The sequence below is a fragment of the Streptomyces sp. NPDC001868 genome (genome assembly GCF_040297125.1).
Classification (GTDB): domain Bacteria; phylum Actinomycetota; class Actinomycetes; order Streptomycetales; family Streptomycetaceae; genus Streptomyces.
On sequence record NZ_JBEOYO010000001.1, the window covers coordinates 1 to 17406 of the forward strand.

Below are 17406 nucleotides of genomic sequence, written 5' to 3' on the forward strand. Positions count from 1 at the left end.
TCAAGAGCCCGATCGACTACGAAAACGACTACTGGGCCAGCCTCGGTGAGGGGCTGGCTGCATAGGAAGGTCTCCGCGATTCGAGGGGATTGACACTCGTGACTACCACCAACCCGAATCGTCCGCAGGTACCGCCAGGAAGCAGGCGTCGGCATCGAAGCGCCGGGGGCGGCTTGGCCGCAGACCAACGGCAAGGTCGAACGCTTCCACCGCACCCTGCTCGACGAATGGGCCTACCACCGGCCCTACACCACAGACGCCGAACGCCAAGCAGCGTTTCCCGACTGGCTTGACTGGTACAACTACCACCGACCCCACACCGGCATCAGCGGCAACACCCCAGCCAGCCGCGTCACAACCTCCCCGAACAGCACATCTAGGCCGTACTTTAGGTCGGGGTTCCGGTCCATGCCACGTACGGTGATGATCCCGGTGTGGGGCGTGGGGATCTTTCTGATGAGCAGTTGTCGGTGCTGGAGTCGTTGCTGCCTGCGGCGGGTGTAAGTCGCAGGTGGCCGAGGCGGCGACGGCTGGTGGATGGTGTGCGTTGGCGGGTGCGGACGGGTGCTCCGTGACATGACCTGCCGCGTGAGTATGGGCCCTGGCAGACCGTGTACGGGCTGTTCCGGCGATGGCAGCGGCAGGGGGTGTGGGCCCGGCTGCTGACGCTGTTACAGGCGCAGGCCGATGCAGCCGGGCTGATCACGTGGGACGTCAACGTCGACTCCACGATCTGCCGGGCTCACCAGCATGCGGCCGGTGCCGGCCGGGACAGCGCGGAGCAGAAGGAGGCGCCTGGTGGTGTCGCCATCGAGCCGGACGACCACGGGCTGGGCCGGTCAAGGGGTGGGTTCACCACGAAGATTCATCTGGCCTGTGAGCATGGTCAGAGGCCGTTGTCGCTGCTCGTGACCCCCGGGCACCGACACGACAGCCCGCAGTTCCAGCCGGTCCTGGAGGCCATCAGGGTGCCTCGGAGCAGTCCTGGACGGCCACGGTCCGGGCGGACAAGGCCTACGGCTCGCGCGCGAACCGCGCCTATCTACGCAGGCGGGGCATCGGTTGCACAATCCCGGAGAATGTACGTCGGCGGCCGCCCGCCGGATGTCGTCCTTCGTCAGTTCATTCATGGGGAGTCCTTGCCATTGCGTGATGGAGCCTGAGTGATAGGGCGCTCTACGACGGCTGCTGTGGCGAGAGCCCCTCGCACCATGCCGCGACTCGTTCCGCGATGGCCGGCAGCCGGTCCGGGGCGACGATCGAGTAGTGATCGTCCGGCCAGACCTCCACGTCGAGGGAAGAACACGTGTCACGCCACGCCGGAACCGGGTCAGGTCGGCTCTCCCGGCCGGCCACCAGCAGGAGAGTGGGCACGGCAGACGTTGCCACCTGGTGATCCCCAAGAATCGCGAGGTTGTGGGAGTGCGTACGCAGCAGCAGCTCGTACTGGTGAAGCGCGGTCTCCGAGGGGAGCCAACCCTGATCGGCGGCCAACCGAGCCCCGAGCTCCACGAGTCGGTCGGGCATCGCGTCCTTCATCGCGTCCCGCGCGGCGCCGGGAAGTCGCCCACCGGCGAGATCTCCGAGGAACTCAAGGTGCCGTTCCAGGTCGGTGACAGATGACCGGCCCTCGACGGGGGAACTGTCGATCATGAATACGGCCGCCTGTTGGCCCTGTTCAACCAGCTGTCCGGCAACTTCGTGTGCGAGAACGCCGCCCATCGACCAGCCACCCAGCAGATAGGGGCCCTTGGGCCGCACGCGTTGCAATTCCTCACGGTAGGCCGCGGCCATCGTCCTGAGGTCGAGGTCGAGAGCGGCCGTCGTCCCCTCGGCGAGCGCCCGGCTCTGGAAGGCGTGCACGGGTCCTGACCAAGCCCGTGCCAGCGCTGTGTAGCTGCTTACCGATCCACCGACGGGGTGGAAGAGGAAGAGTTCCCCACTGCTGTCGGCTTCAGCGCCTCCCGCCAGGGTCACTCGGCACGAGGCAACCCCGTCGCGGTCCTCGATCCGCTCTGCGAGTGCCCGTTCGGTCGGCGCCTCGAAGATCTCGCCGAACTGCAGTTCAGTACCAAGATCACGTTCGATCCGGCCGATGAGTCGCAAGGCGAGCAGGGAATTGCCGCCCAGGGCGAAGAAGTCGCTGTCCGGCTCGACAGCCGGAATGTCCAGCAGCTCCGCCCAGAGCGCGCCGAGTCGCTTGACGACCTCCCCGGTGGTGGCGTCGCCCGCACCTGAGCTCGACTCGGGCCCCGGCTGTACGGCCGCCGTGGCAAGCGCAGCCGTGATGTCCACTTTGCCGTTCGGCGTCAGGGGCAGACGGTCCAGCACCTGGATCTGGCCGGGGATCAGGTAGTGCGGCAGGCGTGACACGAGGTGTGCACGGACTGCCCGACTGTCGAGCTGCTCGTCCTCACGGGGAACGACAAGCGCAACCAGGCGCCGCTGACCGCCGGAGCCCTCCACTCCGCTGACCACGCACTCCCCCACCGCGGGGTGTTCCCGGACGGCCGCTTCGACCTCCCCGGGCTCGACGCGGAAACCCTGGATCTTCAGCTGCCGGTCCTCGCGCCCGAGGAACTCGATGGTCCCGTCCGGCCGGTAGCACCCGAGGTCGCCTGTCCAGTAGAGGCGCTCTCCTGTCTCCGGGTGTCGCACAAACCGCTCCGCGGTGCGCTGCTCGTCCCGCCAGTACCCTTTGCTGAGGCCGACTCCACCGATATGGATACGGCCGACTGCCCACGGGGGGGGGCGCAGGTGCAGCCGGTGATCGAGCACCCGCATGGTCTGGTTGCGCAGGGGAACGCCGTAGGGGATGCTCTGCCAGTCGGCGTCCACCTTGTCGATCTCGTGGATGTTCGACCAGATGGACGCCTCGGTGGCGCCGCCCATGGCGATGAGTCGCGCGCCTGGCCAGACCGCGCGCAGACGGTCGGGCAGAGGAAGCGGGATCCAGTCACCGCTCATCATGAAGGCTCGTAGTGGCGCTGCCCCTTCCGGCTGTTTCTCCACCACCTCGGTCAGCATCTGGGCGAGCGCCGGCACCGAGTTCCAGACGGTCGCCCCGTAGGTGGCCGCTGCCTCGGCCCAGCCCGCAGGATCGGGTCGGGACGACGCCCTTGGCAAGATGACCGCAGCACCCGCGGCCAGGGCGCCGAAGACGTCCCACACCGACAGGTCGAAGCTCAGCGACGAGATACCGAAGACACGGTCCTCGGGCCGCAGAGCGACACGCTCGTTGATGTCGACGACTGTGTTGACCGCGGCGCGGTGCTCGATCATGACGCCCTTGGGGCGTCCCGTGGAGCCCGAGGTGTAGATGATGTACGCCAAATCGTCCGGGGTCCCCGGAGGAACGGTCAGGGAGTCCTGCGCGGGCCGGGCCAGATCCACGGCCAGAGTCGGCCGGGCACCGAGCACCTCGGTGCCGGGGCCGGTGTGGGACTGGACCAGTGCCACCCGTGCGGAGCTCGATTCGAGCAAGTGCCGGACACGCTCGGCCGGCAGCGCGGCATCGACAGGGCAGTACACCCCTCCTGCCCGAAGCACCCCGAGGACGGCGACGACCTGCTCCCAGCCCTTGGCCATGACGACGGGCACGATGTCCCCAGGCCCCACTCCCTGCCCGGCCAGCCACGAGGCCACGGCACGGGAGAGGGCTTCGACCTCCTGGTAGGTGAGCGTTCGTCCGGCGGTGACCACAGCGGGGGCATTCGGCCTCAGCTCCGCGTGGCGCAGGAAGCCGTCCTCCAGACGCTCTCCTGGCGCCGGGGCGACAGGAGCATTGAGGGCAGCCACGATGTCCCGGTGCGTCGTGGGGACGGGATCCGGTTCCCTCTCCGCCCCGTCCGGGCCCGCGAGAACATCCAGCATGCGTCCGTACGCGTGGCGCCCCGGCGGGATCCCTCCTCCCGGGGGCGCTCGACGCGACGCTCAGTCAGTCGGAGACGGTCTCAGTGGGCCATCACCGGCCCCGCCGACGGATCCGGGCGCTCCTTGGGCAGCAGGGTCAGGCCCGCCACAGCGGCCAGGAGCGAGATGACCGCACAGGTCACGAACGCCGTTCCGAAGCCGTCGACCGACGGGACGGCACCCGATCCCGCGCCACCTTCCAGGCTGGCACCGGCGACGGCCGCCACCACCGCGATACCGAGGGAAGCCCCCAGTTCGTGCCCGGTGTTCACCAGACCGGAGGCAAGTCCCGCATCACTGTGCTCGACCCCGTGCATGGCACTCGTGATGGCGCAGACAAAGGCGACACCCAGGCCGAAGGCCAGGAGCAGGAAGCCGGGGAGCACCTGGGTCCACGCGTTGCCGCCCCTCTCCAGCCCGGACAGCAGGAGTGCGCCTCCCGCGGCCACCACGAGCCCCGCACAGGAAGTCGTCCGCCAGCCCAGCCTTGCGACGGCCTGCGTGCCGAGGTGGGCGCCCATGCTGGTGACCACGGCAACAGGGAGGAACAGGAGGCCTGTCTTCAACGCCGAGAAGCCGAGCACATGCTGGAGATAGAAGGAGCAGAGGAAGAAGCCCGAGATCAGGACACCCGAGGCCGCGAGCATCACCAGGAAGCCGCCCACCAGGGATCGACGCGCCAGGAAGGACAAGCGCACCAGCGGCGCGGCGGCCGATCGCTCGGCCAGCACGAACAGGACGGCTCCGACCAGCGCCCCGGCCAGGGGCAGCCACGCGGACGCATCGTCGAACCCGTGATCCCGCGCCTGCACAAGGCCGTAGATGAGCAGCCCGGGAGTGACGGTCATCGTCAGCGCGCCGGGGATGTCCACACCGGACGGCGCACTGTGGCCGTGTCCCGGCCCGTGCCCGTGGCCGGCCGTCTGTTCCTTGAGCAGAACCGGCACGGCAGCCAGCACCAGGACGCCGATCGGGACGTTGATGTAGAAGATCCACTCCCAGCCGGGACCGGATACGAGCACCCCGCCGAGGAGGACTCCGAACGCGGCACCCGTACCACCGATCGCCGCCCAGACGCCGAGGGCGCGGTTCCGTTCCGGGCCGTGGAACACCGACATGACCAGTGCCATGGCGGCCGGCGACATGATCGCGGCACCCACCCCCTGGGCGGAACGGGCAGTGATCAGCAAACCACCACTCTCTGCCAGGCCGGACACCAGTGAGGCGACGGTGAAGACCATCAGACCGACCAGGAACATGCGCCGACGGCCGAGCAGGTCGCCGACCCGCCCGCCGAGCAGAAGCAGGCTTCCGAAGAACAGGGTGTACGCGGTGACGACCCAGGTCAGGGCACCGGCGCCGAGCGAGAGTTCGTCACCGATCGTCGGGAGCGCCACGTTCACCACGGTGACATCGACGATGAGCATGAACTGCGCCATGCACAGCAGCGTCAGGATCAGCCACCGCCGCGGGTCCGGCGGGCCGGAGGGAGCCTCACCGTGATGCCCGTGCCCGTCCCCGTGCTCATGCTGGTCGCTGTGGTGAGCGGCACCGTGTCGACCGGGATCGGGGTGCGTCGCCTGGTGCTGCTCCGCCCCGGCCGAGTTCTCGTGGGTGTGACTCTCCGAGCTCACCCGGACTCCTTAACTTGAACAACACTGTCAAGATTACCTTAGAGCATCAGCCGCGTAATCTGAACAGCATTGTTCAAGTTATTCGGTGGCGGGCACTCCGGCCACCAACCGCGCCACCGTGGGGTTCTCGAAGATGTCCTTCGGCTCGAACGCCAGACCTTGGTGCCGCGCCAGGGCGGCCACCCGGGAGGCCAGCATCGAGTCCCCGCCCAGGTCGAAGAAGTCGTCGTCGGGATGTACCGGCGCCACACCGAGCACCTCCGACCAGATACCCAGCAGCCGGTCCACCGCACCGCCCGGCCCGCCGACCGCCGCCGACACCGCCACCGGATCGGCCGAGGGCGCGGCGTACGCCGCCTCCGTCCAGTGCGGAACCCTGCGGAACGGATAGCCGGGCAGGGACACCCACCGCTCACCGCCCTGACGCGTCCCGGCCCAGTCGAGGTCGGCACCGGCCTCCCACAGGTCTCCCAGGGCCCGGGACAGCGCCTCGACGTCGTCCCTGGCTTCCTGAGCGTGCCGCATGGCGCTCACCGCTCGGTGTTCGGACGACCAGGCGTCACTGGCCCGAGCCGCCGAACGGAGGGAACGCCCCGGCCCCGTCTCGACGAGTATCCGTACGGGGCCCCGCAGCAGCACCCTCGCGCAGCCCGCCCACCGCACGGTGCTGCGCATCTGCCGTGCCCAGCGCTCGGGGCTGGTCGCTTCGGGGCCGCTCATCCAGTCACCGGTCACGTTCGACAGCAGCGGCAGTTGCGGCGCGGAAAGCGGCACCGTGCCGACCACTTCGGCGAAGCGTTCCGCCGCTTCGGCCATCGCCGCGGTATGAAAAGCGTGCGCGGTACGCAGCACTGACACTTCCACGCCCGTGGACCTCATTCGTGCGGCGAAGGTCTCGGACTCGGTGGTGGGGCCTGCCACCACGCACGCGTCGGGCTCGTTCACCGCGGCGATGTCCAGGCCGGTGCCGGCGACGGCGTCGCACGTTCGCTCTTCGGACATCTGCACCTGCAGCATCGTTCCCGTCGGCGCCTCATGCATCAGCCGGCCCCGTGCTGCCACCAGGCGCACGGCGTCACCGAGTTCCATCACTCCGGCCAGGCAGGCCGCGGCGAATTCGCCCACGCTGTGCCCTCCCACCGCGGCGGGACGCACTCCGAAACCCTCCAACGTGCGTGCCAGCGCGCACTCGACGGCGAAGAGCAGGCGCTGGGCGATGTCGGTGCGGCGAAGTGTCGCCTCGTCGCCCGCGAACAGGTCATCCCGGAGATCATCACCGGTCTCGACCTTGAACATCTCCGCACAACGATCGAGTTCACTACGGAATACACCGTCACCGCGGTAGAGACTCATGCCCATCCTCGGATACTGAGCACCCTGGCCCGGCATGAGCAGCGCGATCGGGGGCGCGGCGGTGGCTTTGGCCGGCGTACGGTCGAGACGCAGTAGTTCGGCAGCCTGCTCGGGGGCACGGGCGGCGACGGCCGTGCGGTACGGGAACGGTCTGCGTCCCCGTTCGAGAGTGTGCGCCACATCCCCGAGGTCGGTCTCGGGGCCCAGGGCATCGGCCAGCCGTCGGCGGGCGTCCCGCAGCGCGTCGGTCGTACGGGCGCTCACCAACAGGACCGGTGTGGTCGAGCCCGGCTCGGAATGCGCTGCCCGGGGCGTGCGCAACGGCGGCTCCGTCACGATGACGTGGGCGTTGGTGCCGCCCACTCCCAGGGAACTGACGCCTGCGGCCAGTTGCCGCGGACCGGTCCACTTCCGGGTGCCCTCGGCGATCCGGAACGGTGTGCCCTCCAGACGGAGTTCCCGGTTGGGCTCCGTGTAGTGGGCCGTCCCTGGCAGCGTCCGGTGCTCCAGGGCAAGCACGGTTTTGATCAGGCCCACGACGCCGGAGGCCGCTTCGAGATGTCCGACGTTCCCCTTGGCCGACCCGATGAGACACGGCGCGGTTCGATCTCCGTCGGGGTCAAGAGCCTGTCTCAGGGCGGCCATTTCGACCGGGTCTCCCAAAGCCGTGCCCGTGCCGTGCGCCTCGACGTAGCCGAGTTCGTGCGGTTCGACTCCTGCCACAGCCAGGGCCTCGGCAACGACGGCGGCCTGCATCTCGACGCTGGGCGCCGCGAACCCCATCTTCAGCGAACCGTCGTTGTTGACAGCGGTTCCTCGCACCACCGCACGGATCCTGTCGCCGTCGGCAAGTGCGTCGGACAGGCGCTTGAGAGCTACCACTCCGCCCCCACTGCCGAAGACCGTGCCGTTCGCCGCCACGTCGAACGGCCGGCAGAAGCCGTCGGCCGACATCATCGACTGCGGTTCATGGAGATAGCCGACCCGGTGGGGGACCTTCACCGTCATGCCGCCGGCGAGAGCCAGGCCACTCTCCCCGCACAGCAGGCTCTGGCAGGCAAGGTGAACGGCCACCAGGGAACTGGAACAGGCCGTCTGCACGGTGAGCGCCGGGCCCCGCAGGTCGAGGGCGTGAGCCACGCGTGTCGCGAAGAAGTTGGGGTCGGTCAGGGTCAGGGCGTGGATCAGCGCGGTCGAGGTGCCGGCACCGAGGAACTCCCTCGGGTCGTGGTGCGACAGGAGGTTGTAGCCGAAGTAGCCACTGAACGAGGGTGCGGCGAAGACGCCGACGGCGCCGTCCCGGCGGGCCGGGTCGTGCCCGGCGTCCTCCAGGGCGTGCCAGCAACTCTGCAGGAAGAGCCGCTGTTGTGGATCCATCGCCGCGGCCGTTGCAGGCGGCAGTGCGAAGAACTCCGCGTCGAACTCCTGGTATCCCTCGATGACGGCGGCTCGGCGGACATAACCGGGGTGCTCCAGAACCGACTTGGGCACACCCGCGTCGAGCAGCTCGTCGTCGGTGAGTTCTTCGAGACAGTCCCGGTCGGCGCAGAGGTTGGTCCAGAACTCCGCGGTATCGCGCGCCTTGGGGAACCGGCCGGCGAGTCCGACGACTGCCACCGCCTCGTCGGCACCCTGCTGGCTTCCCTCGTGGATCATGTGTTCCTCCCGTGTGCGCCGCGTCGGCGCGGCCGTGCGGCACGCGTACGTGCCGCGGCCCTTCGCGCTCCCTCTCGTACGGCATCGGCCCCGGCCCGGATCGGTCCGTCGCCCTCGGTCAGCGCTGACATGACGTGTTCCGCCAGTTCTGTGGCGCTGGCCCCCTGAAGCAGCCTGGCCACGGGGATGTCCACGGCGAAGTCCTCGTGCAGTGCGCTCTTGATGCGTACGGCGGCCAGCGAGTCCAGCCCGAGGTGAACCAGGGGCCGGTCCGCGACGGAGCCCGGCTCTCCGACAGGGGCAGTACCCGGGAAAGGACCAGGTCGGTGACGACAGTCCTCTCCGGCGGCACGCCGAAGGCCTCACAGGCCGCGGCCAAGGCTATTTCCGCGTATGCCGTGCCGGGCAGCACCGCTGTGCCGTGGACGCGGTGGTCATCGAGCCATGGCAGCCGATCAAGCCCGACTCGGGTCTGCCACACGTGTCGAACCGGGGTGCCCGGCAGTGTGACCCGGCTGCCGAGCAACGGATGGCCAGGGGTGTCGACGGCCGCGCGCCGGGGCTGCGGATAGTTCTGGTGCTGCCAGGCGTAAGTGGGCAGCTCTGCCGGGCGGCCGCTCGGCACTGCCTCCGGGGGCAGTAGGACACCTGCGCAGTGCAAGGCTGCCAGAGTGTCCGCGAGCGCGGTGTGACTCGCCGTACCACGGTTGAGCGTGCCCAGCACCGTACTCCGGCCACGGGTCACGCCGTCCGTGTCCATGACGGTCTCCAGGACCGACTGGGCGACGATCGGATGTGGCAACACTTCCAGGAAGACGTGTCGCCCGTCGTGGGCCGCGGCTTGCACGGCCTCGGTGAGCCGGACTGGTCGGCGAAGACTCGCCGCCCAGTAGTCGGCGTCCAGCGCCGGGCAGGCACGTGGATCGTCGAGAGTGCAGCTGTAGTACGGAAGGCCCAAGGCGCCGGGTTTCACGTCGGAAAGTACGGCACGTACCTCGTCGAGCAGCGGGTCGATCAGTGGGCTGTGCGCACCTATGCGCACACCGGGCACCAGCCGTGCGAGCAGTTCCTGCTCCCGGCACTCCGCCACGAACTGCTCCACGGCGGCGGGTACGCCCGCCACCACGCAGGATCGCGGGGATGAGTGCACTGCGACGGAGACACCAGGTCGACCGGCCAGACGGCGCCGCACCTCGGTGGCGTTCATCCCCACGAGTGCGGTGGCGCCGGTCCCGGCAGCCGTTCCTCCATGAGACGGGAGCGGCGGCAGACGATGCGCGCACCGTCCTCGGGCGAGAAGGCCCCGGCGACCACCGCGGCGGCCACTTCGCCCAACGAGTGGCCGATCACGCCGGCGGGGCGGATTCCGAGGCCGCGCCACACTTCGGCAAGCCCGATCTGGAGGGCGTAGACGGCGGGCTGCACCCGGTCCATCCCGGAGGCGGCCAGACCGTCCTCGCTGATGAGTGTGTGCAGGGAGAGACCGCTCTCCTCCTGTACGACCGGTTCCAGCGCGTCGATGACCGCGACGAAGCCCGGTTCATCCCCGAGGAGTTGGACACCCATGCCGTCCCACTGCGAGCCGTGGCCCGAGAAGACGAACACCGGATCTGTGCCCTTCGCGTCCGCCACGCTGGCGCGAGCGGCGAACGGGCCCGGTTCGCCGCCGTCAGCGACCATCCGCAGCCTCTGGATCAGTGTCTCCCGGTCGGCCGCGCGAATCACCAGGCGCTCGGTGAGGTGCGTGCGGCGCAGGGCGAGGGTGTGGGCCACATCGGCCAGCGGTGTGCCGATGCCTTCTCCGGTCAGCCACTGTGCGAGCCGCCCGGCGTTCTCACGCAAGGCCGCAGGGGTACGGGCGGAAAGCGCGAAGTGCGTTTCTCCGTGCTTCATGTGCGGCATGCCACTCTCAGTCTTTGATCGTCACGGCCGGCCGGGTATCCACCGAGCCGCTGGCCGGCACGCGAGCACTCAGTGGAGACCGCGCGGCGGATGCCGCCCGCCGGGCCGAGCTGCTCACGGACCCGAAGGAGATCTACGAGCACGCGATCTCCGTGCAGGTCGCCTGGGACGAGATGACCACCGTGTGCCGCCAAGGGTCGGTGCGGGCAGAAGAGTTCATGACCGTCAAGGAGCGTGGAAGCGTCCAGCACATCGCGTCCCGGGTGACCGGGGAGCTCAACATGGCCGACCGAGGGCCCTGGCCCGCTCTCGCAGCCGTCTTCCCCGCGGTCACCGCGTCCGGCGTACCCAAGGACGCCGCGTACCGGACCATCCGCAAGCTCGAGTCCGGCCCACGCGGTCTGTACAGCGGCGCGGTCATGACCGTCGGCAGCGACGGCCTATTGGACGCCGCCCTGGTACTCCGCACAGTCTTCCGCAAGCACGGACAGACGTGGCTACGGGCGGGCGCCGGAATCGTCGGACAGTCCGTGCCGGAGCGGGAGTTCGAAGAGATCTGCGAGAAGCTTCGAAGCATTTCTCGGACCCTCGTTCCAGTGGTGGACTGCTGAGCTGACCGGCCGGCCAACGCCAGGCCAGCGCTTCCAGCATGGCACTTTCCTTTACAGCCCTGTTCGACTTATGGGGAGGTCGGCGCTACTCTTAACCCGAACAGTAGTGTTCAACTTAAGGAGTACGTCGTGCCCTCCGCCCCGTCCCCCTCCCCAACCTCCACCAGGTCAGGCGGAGAAGGCCATCCCTTGCGTTGGCCCATCCTGGCGGTCCTGTGCCTGAGTCTTCTGATCGTGGGTCTCGATGTCACCGTCCTCAACGTGGCCCTGCCGACGCTTGTGGACGAACTAGGCGCCACGACAAGCGAATTGCAGTGGCTGGTTGACATCTACAGCCTGATGGCTGCCGGCCTGATGCTCTTTGCCGGCAGTCTCGCCGACCGATTCGGCCGCAAGCCTGTCTTCATCGCCGGCCTGGTCCTCTTCACCGGCGCCTCCGCCGTCGCCGCCTTCTCCGGGACCACCGCTTCCCTCATGGCCGCTCGCGGAGTGATGGGGGTCGGCGAGGCACTGATCATGCCGGCGACGCTGTCGATCATCGGCACCGTCTTCACCGATCCCGCTGAACGGATGAAGGCAATCGGACTCTGGTCCGCCATGATCGGAGTAGGCCTGGCCATGGGCCCGTTGGTGGGCGGCTGGCTACTCGGCCGGTTCTGGTGGGGTTCCGTCTTCCTCATCAACGTACCCATCGGTGTCATCGCCCTCGCGGTGGCACTCAAGATCGTTCCGAACTCCCGTGCAGCCGTAGCCCGACGCCTGGACCTGGCCGGCGCAGCGCTTTCGGTTCTCGGCATCGGCACGCTGCTCTGGGCGATCATCGAGGGCCCGGTAAAGGGCTGGACCAGCGCGCCGGTACTCGTCGGATTCGGCGCGGCGGCCGTGCTACTCGCCGCCTTCCTCGTCCGGGAGCGCACCGCCAGGGAACCGATGCTGCCCCTGAGCATCTTCGCCCACCGGCGCCTGGCCGTCGGTAACATCCTGGTCTTCCTGGGACTGCTCTCCCTCCTCGGGGCTCTGTTCGTACTCGTCCAATACCTGCAGTTCGTCCTCGGTTACGACGCCGGAGAAACGGGCCTACGCATCGCGCCCACCGCTCTGGTCATCCTGGTGGCCGCTCCGCTGGCTTCCTTCCTGGGCCAGCATGTGGGCACACGCTGGCTCGCTGCCCTGGGGCTCGCGTTCGCCGCGGTCTCCCTGCTGCTCCTCGCGACGACCGAGGACGGCGACGGTTATGGCCGGTTGCTGGCCGCCATGCTCTTCCTGGGCTGCGGCGCCGGTTTCATCATCGGCCCGACCAGCGACGCCATCGTCGGCTCGCTCCCTGAGGACGACCTCGGAGTGGGTTCCGCCACCAACAGTGCGGCCGTACAACTCGGCGCCGCTCTCGGTGTCGCGGTGCTGGGCAGCCTTCTGTCGGGGGCGTATCGCGACGACCTGAGGGAGAGCACGGCGGGCGCCGCCCTGCCGGACTCGGCCATGGACACGGCCGGTGACTCCGTGGGCGCCGCGCTCGCCGTCGCCGGACACCTTCCGGAGCAGGCGGGCGAGGCCCTTGGCCAAGCTGCGCGATCCGCGTACGTCTCAGGCATGGCGCCGTCGATGCTGACGGGAGCCGCGGTAGCGGCCGCAGGCATCCTCGTGTCGCTGTTCCTCTTCCCCAAGGACAAGAGGAGCGACGGACCCACCGCCGACACCGACCGACTCGCCGACGTTCCAGGCCAGCAGGCCGGCACTCGCTCGCACCACTGACCGTACGAACAGCTTCATTCCAGTACCACACGCCCGCGTCGCGCGGTGCCACGCAGTGACTGACGGCGTGGCACGGCGCCAAGGAGGTGACATACGCTCCCGCCATGCCCACTCCCCCTCAGAAGGCCCGCCGCTCCACCGGTGACCGGGACGAACCACGCCGCAGAGCCGACGCAGAGCGCAGCATCGCAACCATCGTGGCCGCCGCTCTCGACCGCTTCGTCCACGACCCCCATGTCAGCATGACTGCGGTGGCCAGTGCGGCCGGCGTCAGCCGTGTCACGCTGTACGCGCACTTTCCGTCCCGCGAAGCACTGCTGGACGCAGTCCTCGCCCATTCGGTCGAACAGGCAGACGCCGTCCTCCAGGGGCAGCACCTCGACGACGGGCCGGCTGACGAGGCGTTCTCACGCCTCGTGCGCTCCAGTTGGCGCATTCTGGAACGGCACGCTTTCCTCCTTTCCGCCTCCGAAGGCGTCATCACCCCGGCTCGCCGCCGCAAGCACCACGAGAAGGTGCTCGGGCGGGTGGAGAGGATTCTGACGCGTGGCCAGGAAGAGGGGGTTTTCCGTTCAGACCTCCCGATGGGCTGGCTGGTGACCACCTTCTACAGCCTGCTGCACGCGGCGGCGGCGGAAGCCGACGCCCATCACCTCAAGACCAAGAGCGTTCCCGACATCCTCGACCGCACGCTCTCCTCAATCCTCCGGAGTCCCGATGCATCCCCGTGAAAAGCTCATACGAAGCTGCCTCACCGCCATCAGCGCGGGCGATACAGACATCTAGCTGTCGTGCTACACGGAAGACGCGGTGTCGGAGGACATTCCGCTGAACTCCATCTGGGCAGGCCGCACCGGACTCGAAGACGGCGTGCGCTCATGGCTCAAAGCCATCCCGGACACCGACATGAAGATCCGGTCCCTACGCGTGGAAGATCGCTTCGGGACATGTGAGTGGACAATGTCCGGGACCCTCCAGGGGAGCATCGACGGGCTCCCCCCACAGATCGCCTCCCTCGCCGAAGGAAAGCGTTTCTCCATGAACGGAGCGACGGTCTACGAGTTCTCAGCCGACGGCCGCATTCAGCGTGAAGCGCTGTACTGGGATCTCGTCGGCGTCCTGGGCCAATTCGGACTGCTGCCTGCCCTCTGACACTTTGCGCGAGACCTGGCGGCCAAACCGACGCAGACCATCCCCCGGCGCATCTTCTCCGACGCAGCACACCAGTCGGCCGGCAACGACCGTGGACACACCTGCGGGCACAGTGCGTGCGAGCCGCTACGTGACCTCACGCGAGAGGAACAGCAGAGGATGACAGCCTGGACCCCGCACTACCTCCTGTCCCACCTCACCCTCCCGCCGACCGGATACCGCCCGCAACGTGGCCACATCGATGTCTGGACCCTGCACGCCAACCCGGACACGACCAGCTGTACTCAACGCCTAAAAGCCCTGCTCGGCACCACCGAACGGCGACGCGCGAGCGGCTTCCTGATTCCCGCACACTTGATGATGCCGGGGCACTGCCACGTCGCTGCTGGCGTCCGGGAACCCCCGCCCCCGACTGCCAGCGCCTCTGTGTGAAGTCGCGCTGAGAGGGCACCTGGTGTGGCCTTACCGCCCTTTATGACCCAGTAAGGCTCCGTTGGCTCTGTCTCGCGGACGGCGAGTCGGCGAGTCGGCGACGTACGCGGACTGGAACTGCCGCAGGGCCCCGGCCATAGGTCGCCTCGGAGCATCGGAGGCCTGCCGGCGGGATACGGGGGCATACGGGCCTCACCCTGTCGAGAGGAACCGCCCCATGCTTGGTATAGCCGCGGCCGTACTGTTCTTCATCGCGTTCCTGATCAACGCCGCCGAGATCACGACGAACGATGTCTTCTCTTCCTCGAACGTCATGCTCCTCGGCCTGATGCTCCTGGCCCTGCACGTCGCGGGAATCGGAAGTGGCTGGTCTGGCCGCCGACGCTGACAGAGCCGCGACCCGGGGTTGGGTGAGGTTCGTGACGGCTCCTCACCCAACCCCGCGCTACGCGGAAACTGTCTGCGTCGTCGGCCCTCTGGTCGAGTACGGAAAAGACGCATCAGGGATGATGCCGCCAGGCCGGTCTTCTGAGCGCATGCCCGGTAATCGCGGAGGATCGGGGTACACGGGCTGGCATGGCACCGGAAAATGATCACTCCATGCCCTTGCGGGCCGTGCGACAGCTGCGCCGTATCCGCGCCTTCTATGCGGCGGCTGTCTTCCTGTGGGCAGCATTGGCTGCCTGGGAGGGATGGGAGCATCCCGGAAGCCGGCCCATGTGGGTGTCTGTGCTCTTTCTGGTGGTCTTTACCGGGCTGTTGTCCATGACATCCCTGTGGCTGTGGCGTCATCAGACCGCCGGCGCGGGCGAAGCCGCTCATCATGCCGCTCCGCGGGAAACGGCATCCCCTCGCCGGAACCGTCTGAGCCCCGGTACCCGCTGACCTCTTCGGCTGGTGCTCCGACCGGGAAGATTCACCGGGTCGTTGGTGCGTTGAGAGTCCGGGCCTGGCGAAGAAAACTCGTTGCGGGGACTTATGGATGTTTCTCGAACTTCTCCGATCACGGCTTCGACCTCGACGGGGTGTGGTGGCCGACCTCGGAGCACTACTTCCAGGCGCAGAAATTCAGGGGCACTCGTCACGCGGATCTCGTCCGGCGTGCTCGCACGCCGCTGCGGGCAGCGGAGCTGGGCCGTGACTCGTCCAGACCTCTGCGGAGGGACTGGAAGCGGGTCAAGGACGATGTGATGCGCCGTGCGGTGGCAACCAAGTTCCGCGCGCATGCCGATATCCGTGACATTCTGCTGTCCACCGGTGACGAAGAATTCGTCGAGGACACCACCACCGATCACTACTGGGGTCGGGGCAGGACCGGGAGCGGCAAGAACGTGCTCGGGCGGATTCTGGTGCGCACCCGTAGCCAGTTGCACGCCGAACTCGCCGAAGCTTTCGACAGCGATGGCCTCCGCCCGAGGCAGTGATCCGTGGGCGTTGCGCCACCGCAGGTAGGCGTGCAGGGTCCGGCTCTGCGCGGTGTGGGTGGGACGGTGGCAGTTGGCGACGGTGAGCTTCCTCAGCGGTCCGAAGTGCGCCTCGATCGGATTGCCCAAGAGGGGGGACTCCTTCCACGTCTTGGTGCGCTGGAAGATGACACCCCGGGGCGGGCCAGCAGGCCACGTAACATCTCGCGGCCGATGCGGATGATCCGGTCGTGAACTTTTCGCAGGTAGACAACGAGTGTGCGCAGTGCCCAGCGGGTGACTCCTGATCGGTCAGTCCGCGCACACGGAAGTCGCGCGGATGCCCCGGCAGGAAAGGACGGCCCTGCGGGCATCACGGAGGAAGGGTGCGTTTCCTTGCGTTGGCGCCGCACGGTTGTATGGGGTTGCACCTTCCGTAGCGGCATGTGGTCCGGTGGACCTACGTCTCGATGCCTTGAGGAAAGGTCCTTGCTCATGCATTCGTCTTTCATGCCGCCCCGTCAGGTCAAGATCGGTGACGCGGCGACCTTCGTCGGCAGCACGCCACGGGCGATTCGCCATTACCACGAGATCGGCCTGCTCCCCGAGCCTGAGCGGGGCGGCGATGACCGCCGCCGCTACGGGTACGAGGACATGATCCGCTTGCTGTGGATTCGCAAGATGGCCGACGCCGGGATCGCCCTGGACGACATCCGTGACGCCTTTACCACCGGCACGGCTTCCGCCGGTGCGGACAGCGGAGAAGGTATCGCGGGCATCCTGGAGCGGTTGGAGGGAACCCTCGCCGAGCAGGAGGCGGAATTGCGGCGGCAGCGGACCGCCGTGCAGCGGATGCGCACCGAAGGCAGCCGGATGGGCCTGCTCTCCGGGTTCGTCACCGAACGCCTCAAGAGCCTGCCCGAGGGCTCCCTGCGTCAGGCGGACCTGGACAGTCTGCTGGTCACTGGGCGGATCTTCGGCCCGCTCGGCGCGGCCGTCCAGGCCACCCGCTTCGTCGTCCTGGCCACGCATCCCGCTCTGCGGGAGGATTCCGACCGCATCGATGACGCCGAGGAGGCACTCGATGACAGTGTCGCCGTCGATGATCCACGGGTGGTTCAAGTGGCCCTCGAGCGGCACGCCTTCGAAAGCACCCTGCAGGCCGTCATCGAGGAGTCCGGCCTGGGTAAGGACGACGATGCCCTCTTCGACGCCTGGGACACTGCGCACCCTGCCACCGCCGATGACGGCGAGGGCGAGGGCAAGGCCGACTTCAGCTCTGACAGGCGGGAGGCTGACTCCATGAGCGCGGTCGAAGCCACCGGCAGGATGCCCTACGACTTCTCCCCAGCCCGCCTGCGCTGTATGGAACTGGCCGCAGAACTCTCCGCCCAAGACGCACCCGCTACCTAGAACACGGCCTAGCCTTTCCGTTCACGCGGACGTGCCGTGTCCGGGGGAAGGGGTCCGACCGCGAGCAAGTTCTGCGCCGCCCACGGGCCGGCCGCATCCTCCCGATGCACGGCCGGCACACCACAGGAAGCACCGCAGCCCGGTCCGCAGAACACCGCTTCCCCGAACGTGGATGGTGCACGGCAG

General features: G+C 68.2%; 15 protein-coding genes and 1 pseudogene. 10 read left to right on the plus strand and 6 right to left on the minus strand.

All coding sequences use genetic code 11. The features are described 5' to 3' along the window. Window positions 1-177: 177 nt before the first annotated feature. A pseudogene (locus ABT147_RS00005) lies at window positions 178-354 on the plus strand (integrase core domain-containing protein); the annotation flags it as partial. A gap of 257 nt (window positions 355-611) precedes the next feature. Then, window positions 612-1163 carry a transposase gene (locus ABT147_RS00010; protein WP_351400981.1) on the plus strand — a complete coding sequence of 184 codons (552 nt, stop codon included), beginning with the start codon at window positions 612-614 and terminating at the stop codon, window positions 1161-1163. 13 nt (window positions 1164-1176) lie between these two features. Here the strand turns inward: ABT147_RS00010 and ABT147_RS00015 are convergent, their stop codons facing one another. The 6 genes from ABT147_RS00015 to ABT147_RS00040 form a co-directional block, all read right to left on the minus strand. Then, window positions 1177-3873: an amino acid adenylation domain-containing protein gene (locus ABT147_RS00015; RefSeq protein WP_351400983.1), complete on the minus strand. Its 2697-nt coding sequence runs from the start codon at window positions 3871-3873 to the stop codon at window positions 1177-1179. A gap of 80 nt (window positions 3874-3953) precedes the next feature. Beyond that, entirely contained in the window at window positions 3954-5546 is a 1593-nt protein-coding gene (locus ABT147_RS00020; RefSeq protein WP_351400985.1) for an MFS transporter, read from the minus strand. A 78-nt stretch (window positions 5547-5624) separates the two neighbouring features. After that, the gene (locus ABT147_RS00025; RefSeq protein WP_351400987.1) at window positions 5625-8555 is read right to left on the minus strand and encodes a type I polyketide synthase; all 2931 of its coding nucleotides are present in this window, start codon (window positions 8553-8555) and stop codon (window positions 5625-5627) included. Next, window positions 8552-8779 carry a hypothetical protein gene (locus tag ABT147_RS00030; protein WP_351401911.1) on the minus strand — a complete coding sequence of 76 codons (228 nt, stop codon included), beginning with the start codon at window positions 8777-8779 and terminating at the stop codon, window positions 8552-8554. Before ABT147_RS00030 ends, ABT147_RS00025 begins: the two co-directional genes overlap by 4 nt. Next, on the minus strand, window positions 8674-9762 hold the full coding sequence (locus tag ABT147_RS00035; RefSeq protein ID WP_351400989.1) for an acyltransferase domain-containing protein: 1089 nt from the start codon (window positions 9760-9762) through the stop codon (window positions 8674-8676). Before ABT147_RS00035 ends, ABT147_RS00030 begins: the two co-directional genes overlap by 106 nt. Further along, the gene (locus ABT147_RS00040) at window positions 9759-10397 is read right to left on the minus strand and encodes an acyltransferase domain-containing protein (protein WP_351400991.1); all 639 of its coding nucleotides are present in this window, start codon (window positions 10395-10397) and stop codon (window positions 9759-9761) included. The genes ABT147_RS00035 and ABT147_RS00040 overlap by 4 nt, the downstream gene beginning before the upstream one ends. Window positions 10398-10471: 74 nt before the next feature. Between ABT147_RS00040 and ABT147_RS00045 the strand changes: the two genes are divergently transcribed. The 8 genes from ABT147_RS00045 (at window position 10472) to ABT147_RS00085 (ending at window position 17220) form a co-directional block, all read left to right on the plus strand. After that, a complete protein-coding gene (locus ABT147_RS00045) occupies window positions 10472-11068 on the plus strand; it encodes a chorismate-binding protein (RefSeq protein WP_502983005.1) in 597 nt (198 codons plus the stop codon). A 129-nt stretch (window positions 11069-11197) separates the two neighbouring features. Then, window positions 11198-12820, plus strand: coding sequence for a DHA2 family efflux MFS transporter permease subunit (locus tag ABT147_RS00050; RefSeq protein WP_351400994.1), 1623 nt, complete (start codon window positions 11198-11200; stop codon window positions 12818-12820). Between the two features lie 104 nt (window positions 12821-12924). Next, on the plus strand, window positions 12925-13551 hold the full coding sequence (locus ABT147_RS00055) for a TetR/AcrR family transcriptional regulator (RefSeq protein WP_351400996.1): 627 nt from the start codon (window positions 12925-12927) through the stop codon (window positions 13549-13551). A gap of 55 nt (window positions 13552-13606) precedes the next feature. Further along, the gene (locus ABT147_RS00060; RefSeq protein ID WP_351401913.1) at window positions 13607-13972 is read left to right on the plus strand and encodes an ester cyclase; all 366 of its coding nucleotides are present in this window, start codon (window positions 13607-13609) and stop codon (window positions 13970-13972) included. Between the two features lie 159 nt (window positions 13973-14131). Further along, on the plus strand, window positions 14132-14404 hold the full coding sequence (locus ABT147_RS00065) for a hypothetical protein (protein ID WP_351400998.1): 273 nt from the start codon (window positions 14132-14134) through the stop codon (window positions 14402-14404). A 217-nt stretch (window positions 14405-14621) separates the two neighbouring features. Continuing rightward, window positions 14622-14792: a hypothetical protein gene (locus ABT147_RS00070; protein WP_086747943.1), complete on the plus strand. Its 171-nt coding sequence runs from the start codon at window positions 14622-14624 to the stop codon at window positions 14790-14792. 304 nt (window positions 14793-15096) lie between these two features. Continuing rightward, the gene (gene ybiA / locus ABT147_RS00075; RefSeq protein WP_351401001.1) at window positions 15097-15828 is read left to right on the plus strand and encodes a riboflavin biosynthesis intermediates N-glycosidase; all 732 of its coding nucleotides are present in this window, start codon (window positions 15097-15099) and stop codon (window positions 15826-15828) included. Between the two features lie 474 nt (window positions 15829-16302). After that, window positions 16303-17220, plus strand: coding sequence for a MerR family transcriptional regulator (locus tag ABT147_RS00085; protein WP_351401915.1), 918 nt, complete (start codon window positions 16303-16305; stop codon window positions 17218-17220). Window positions 17221-17406 lie beyond the last annotated feature (186 nt).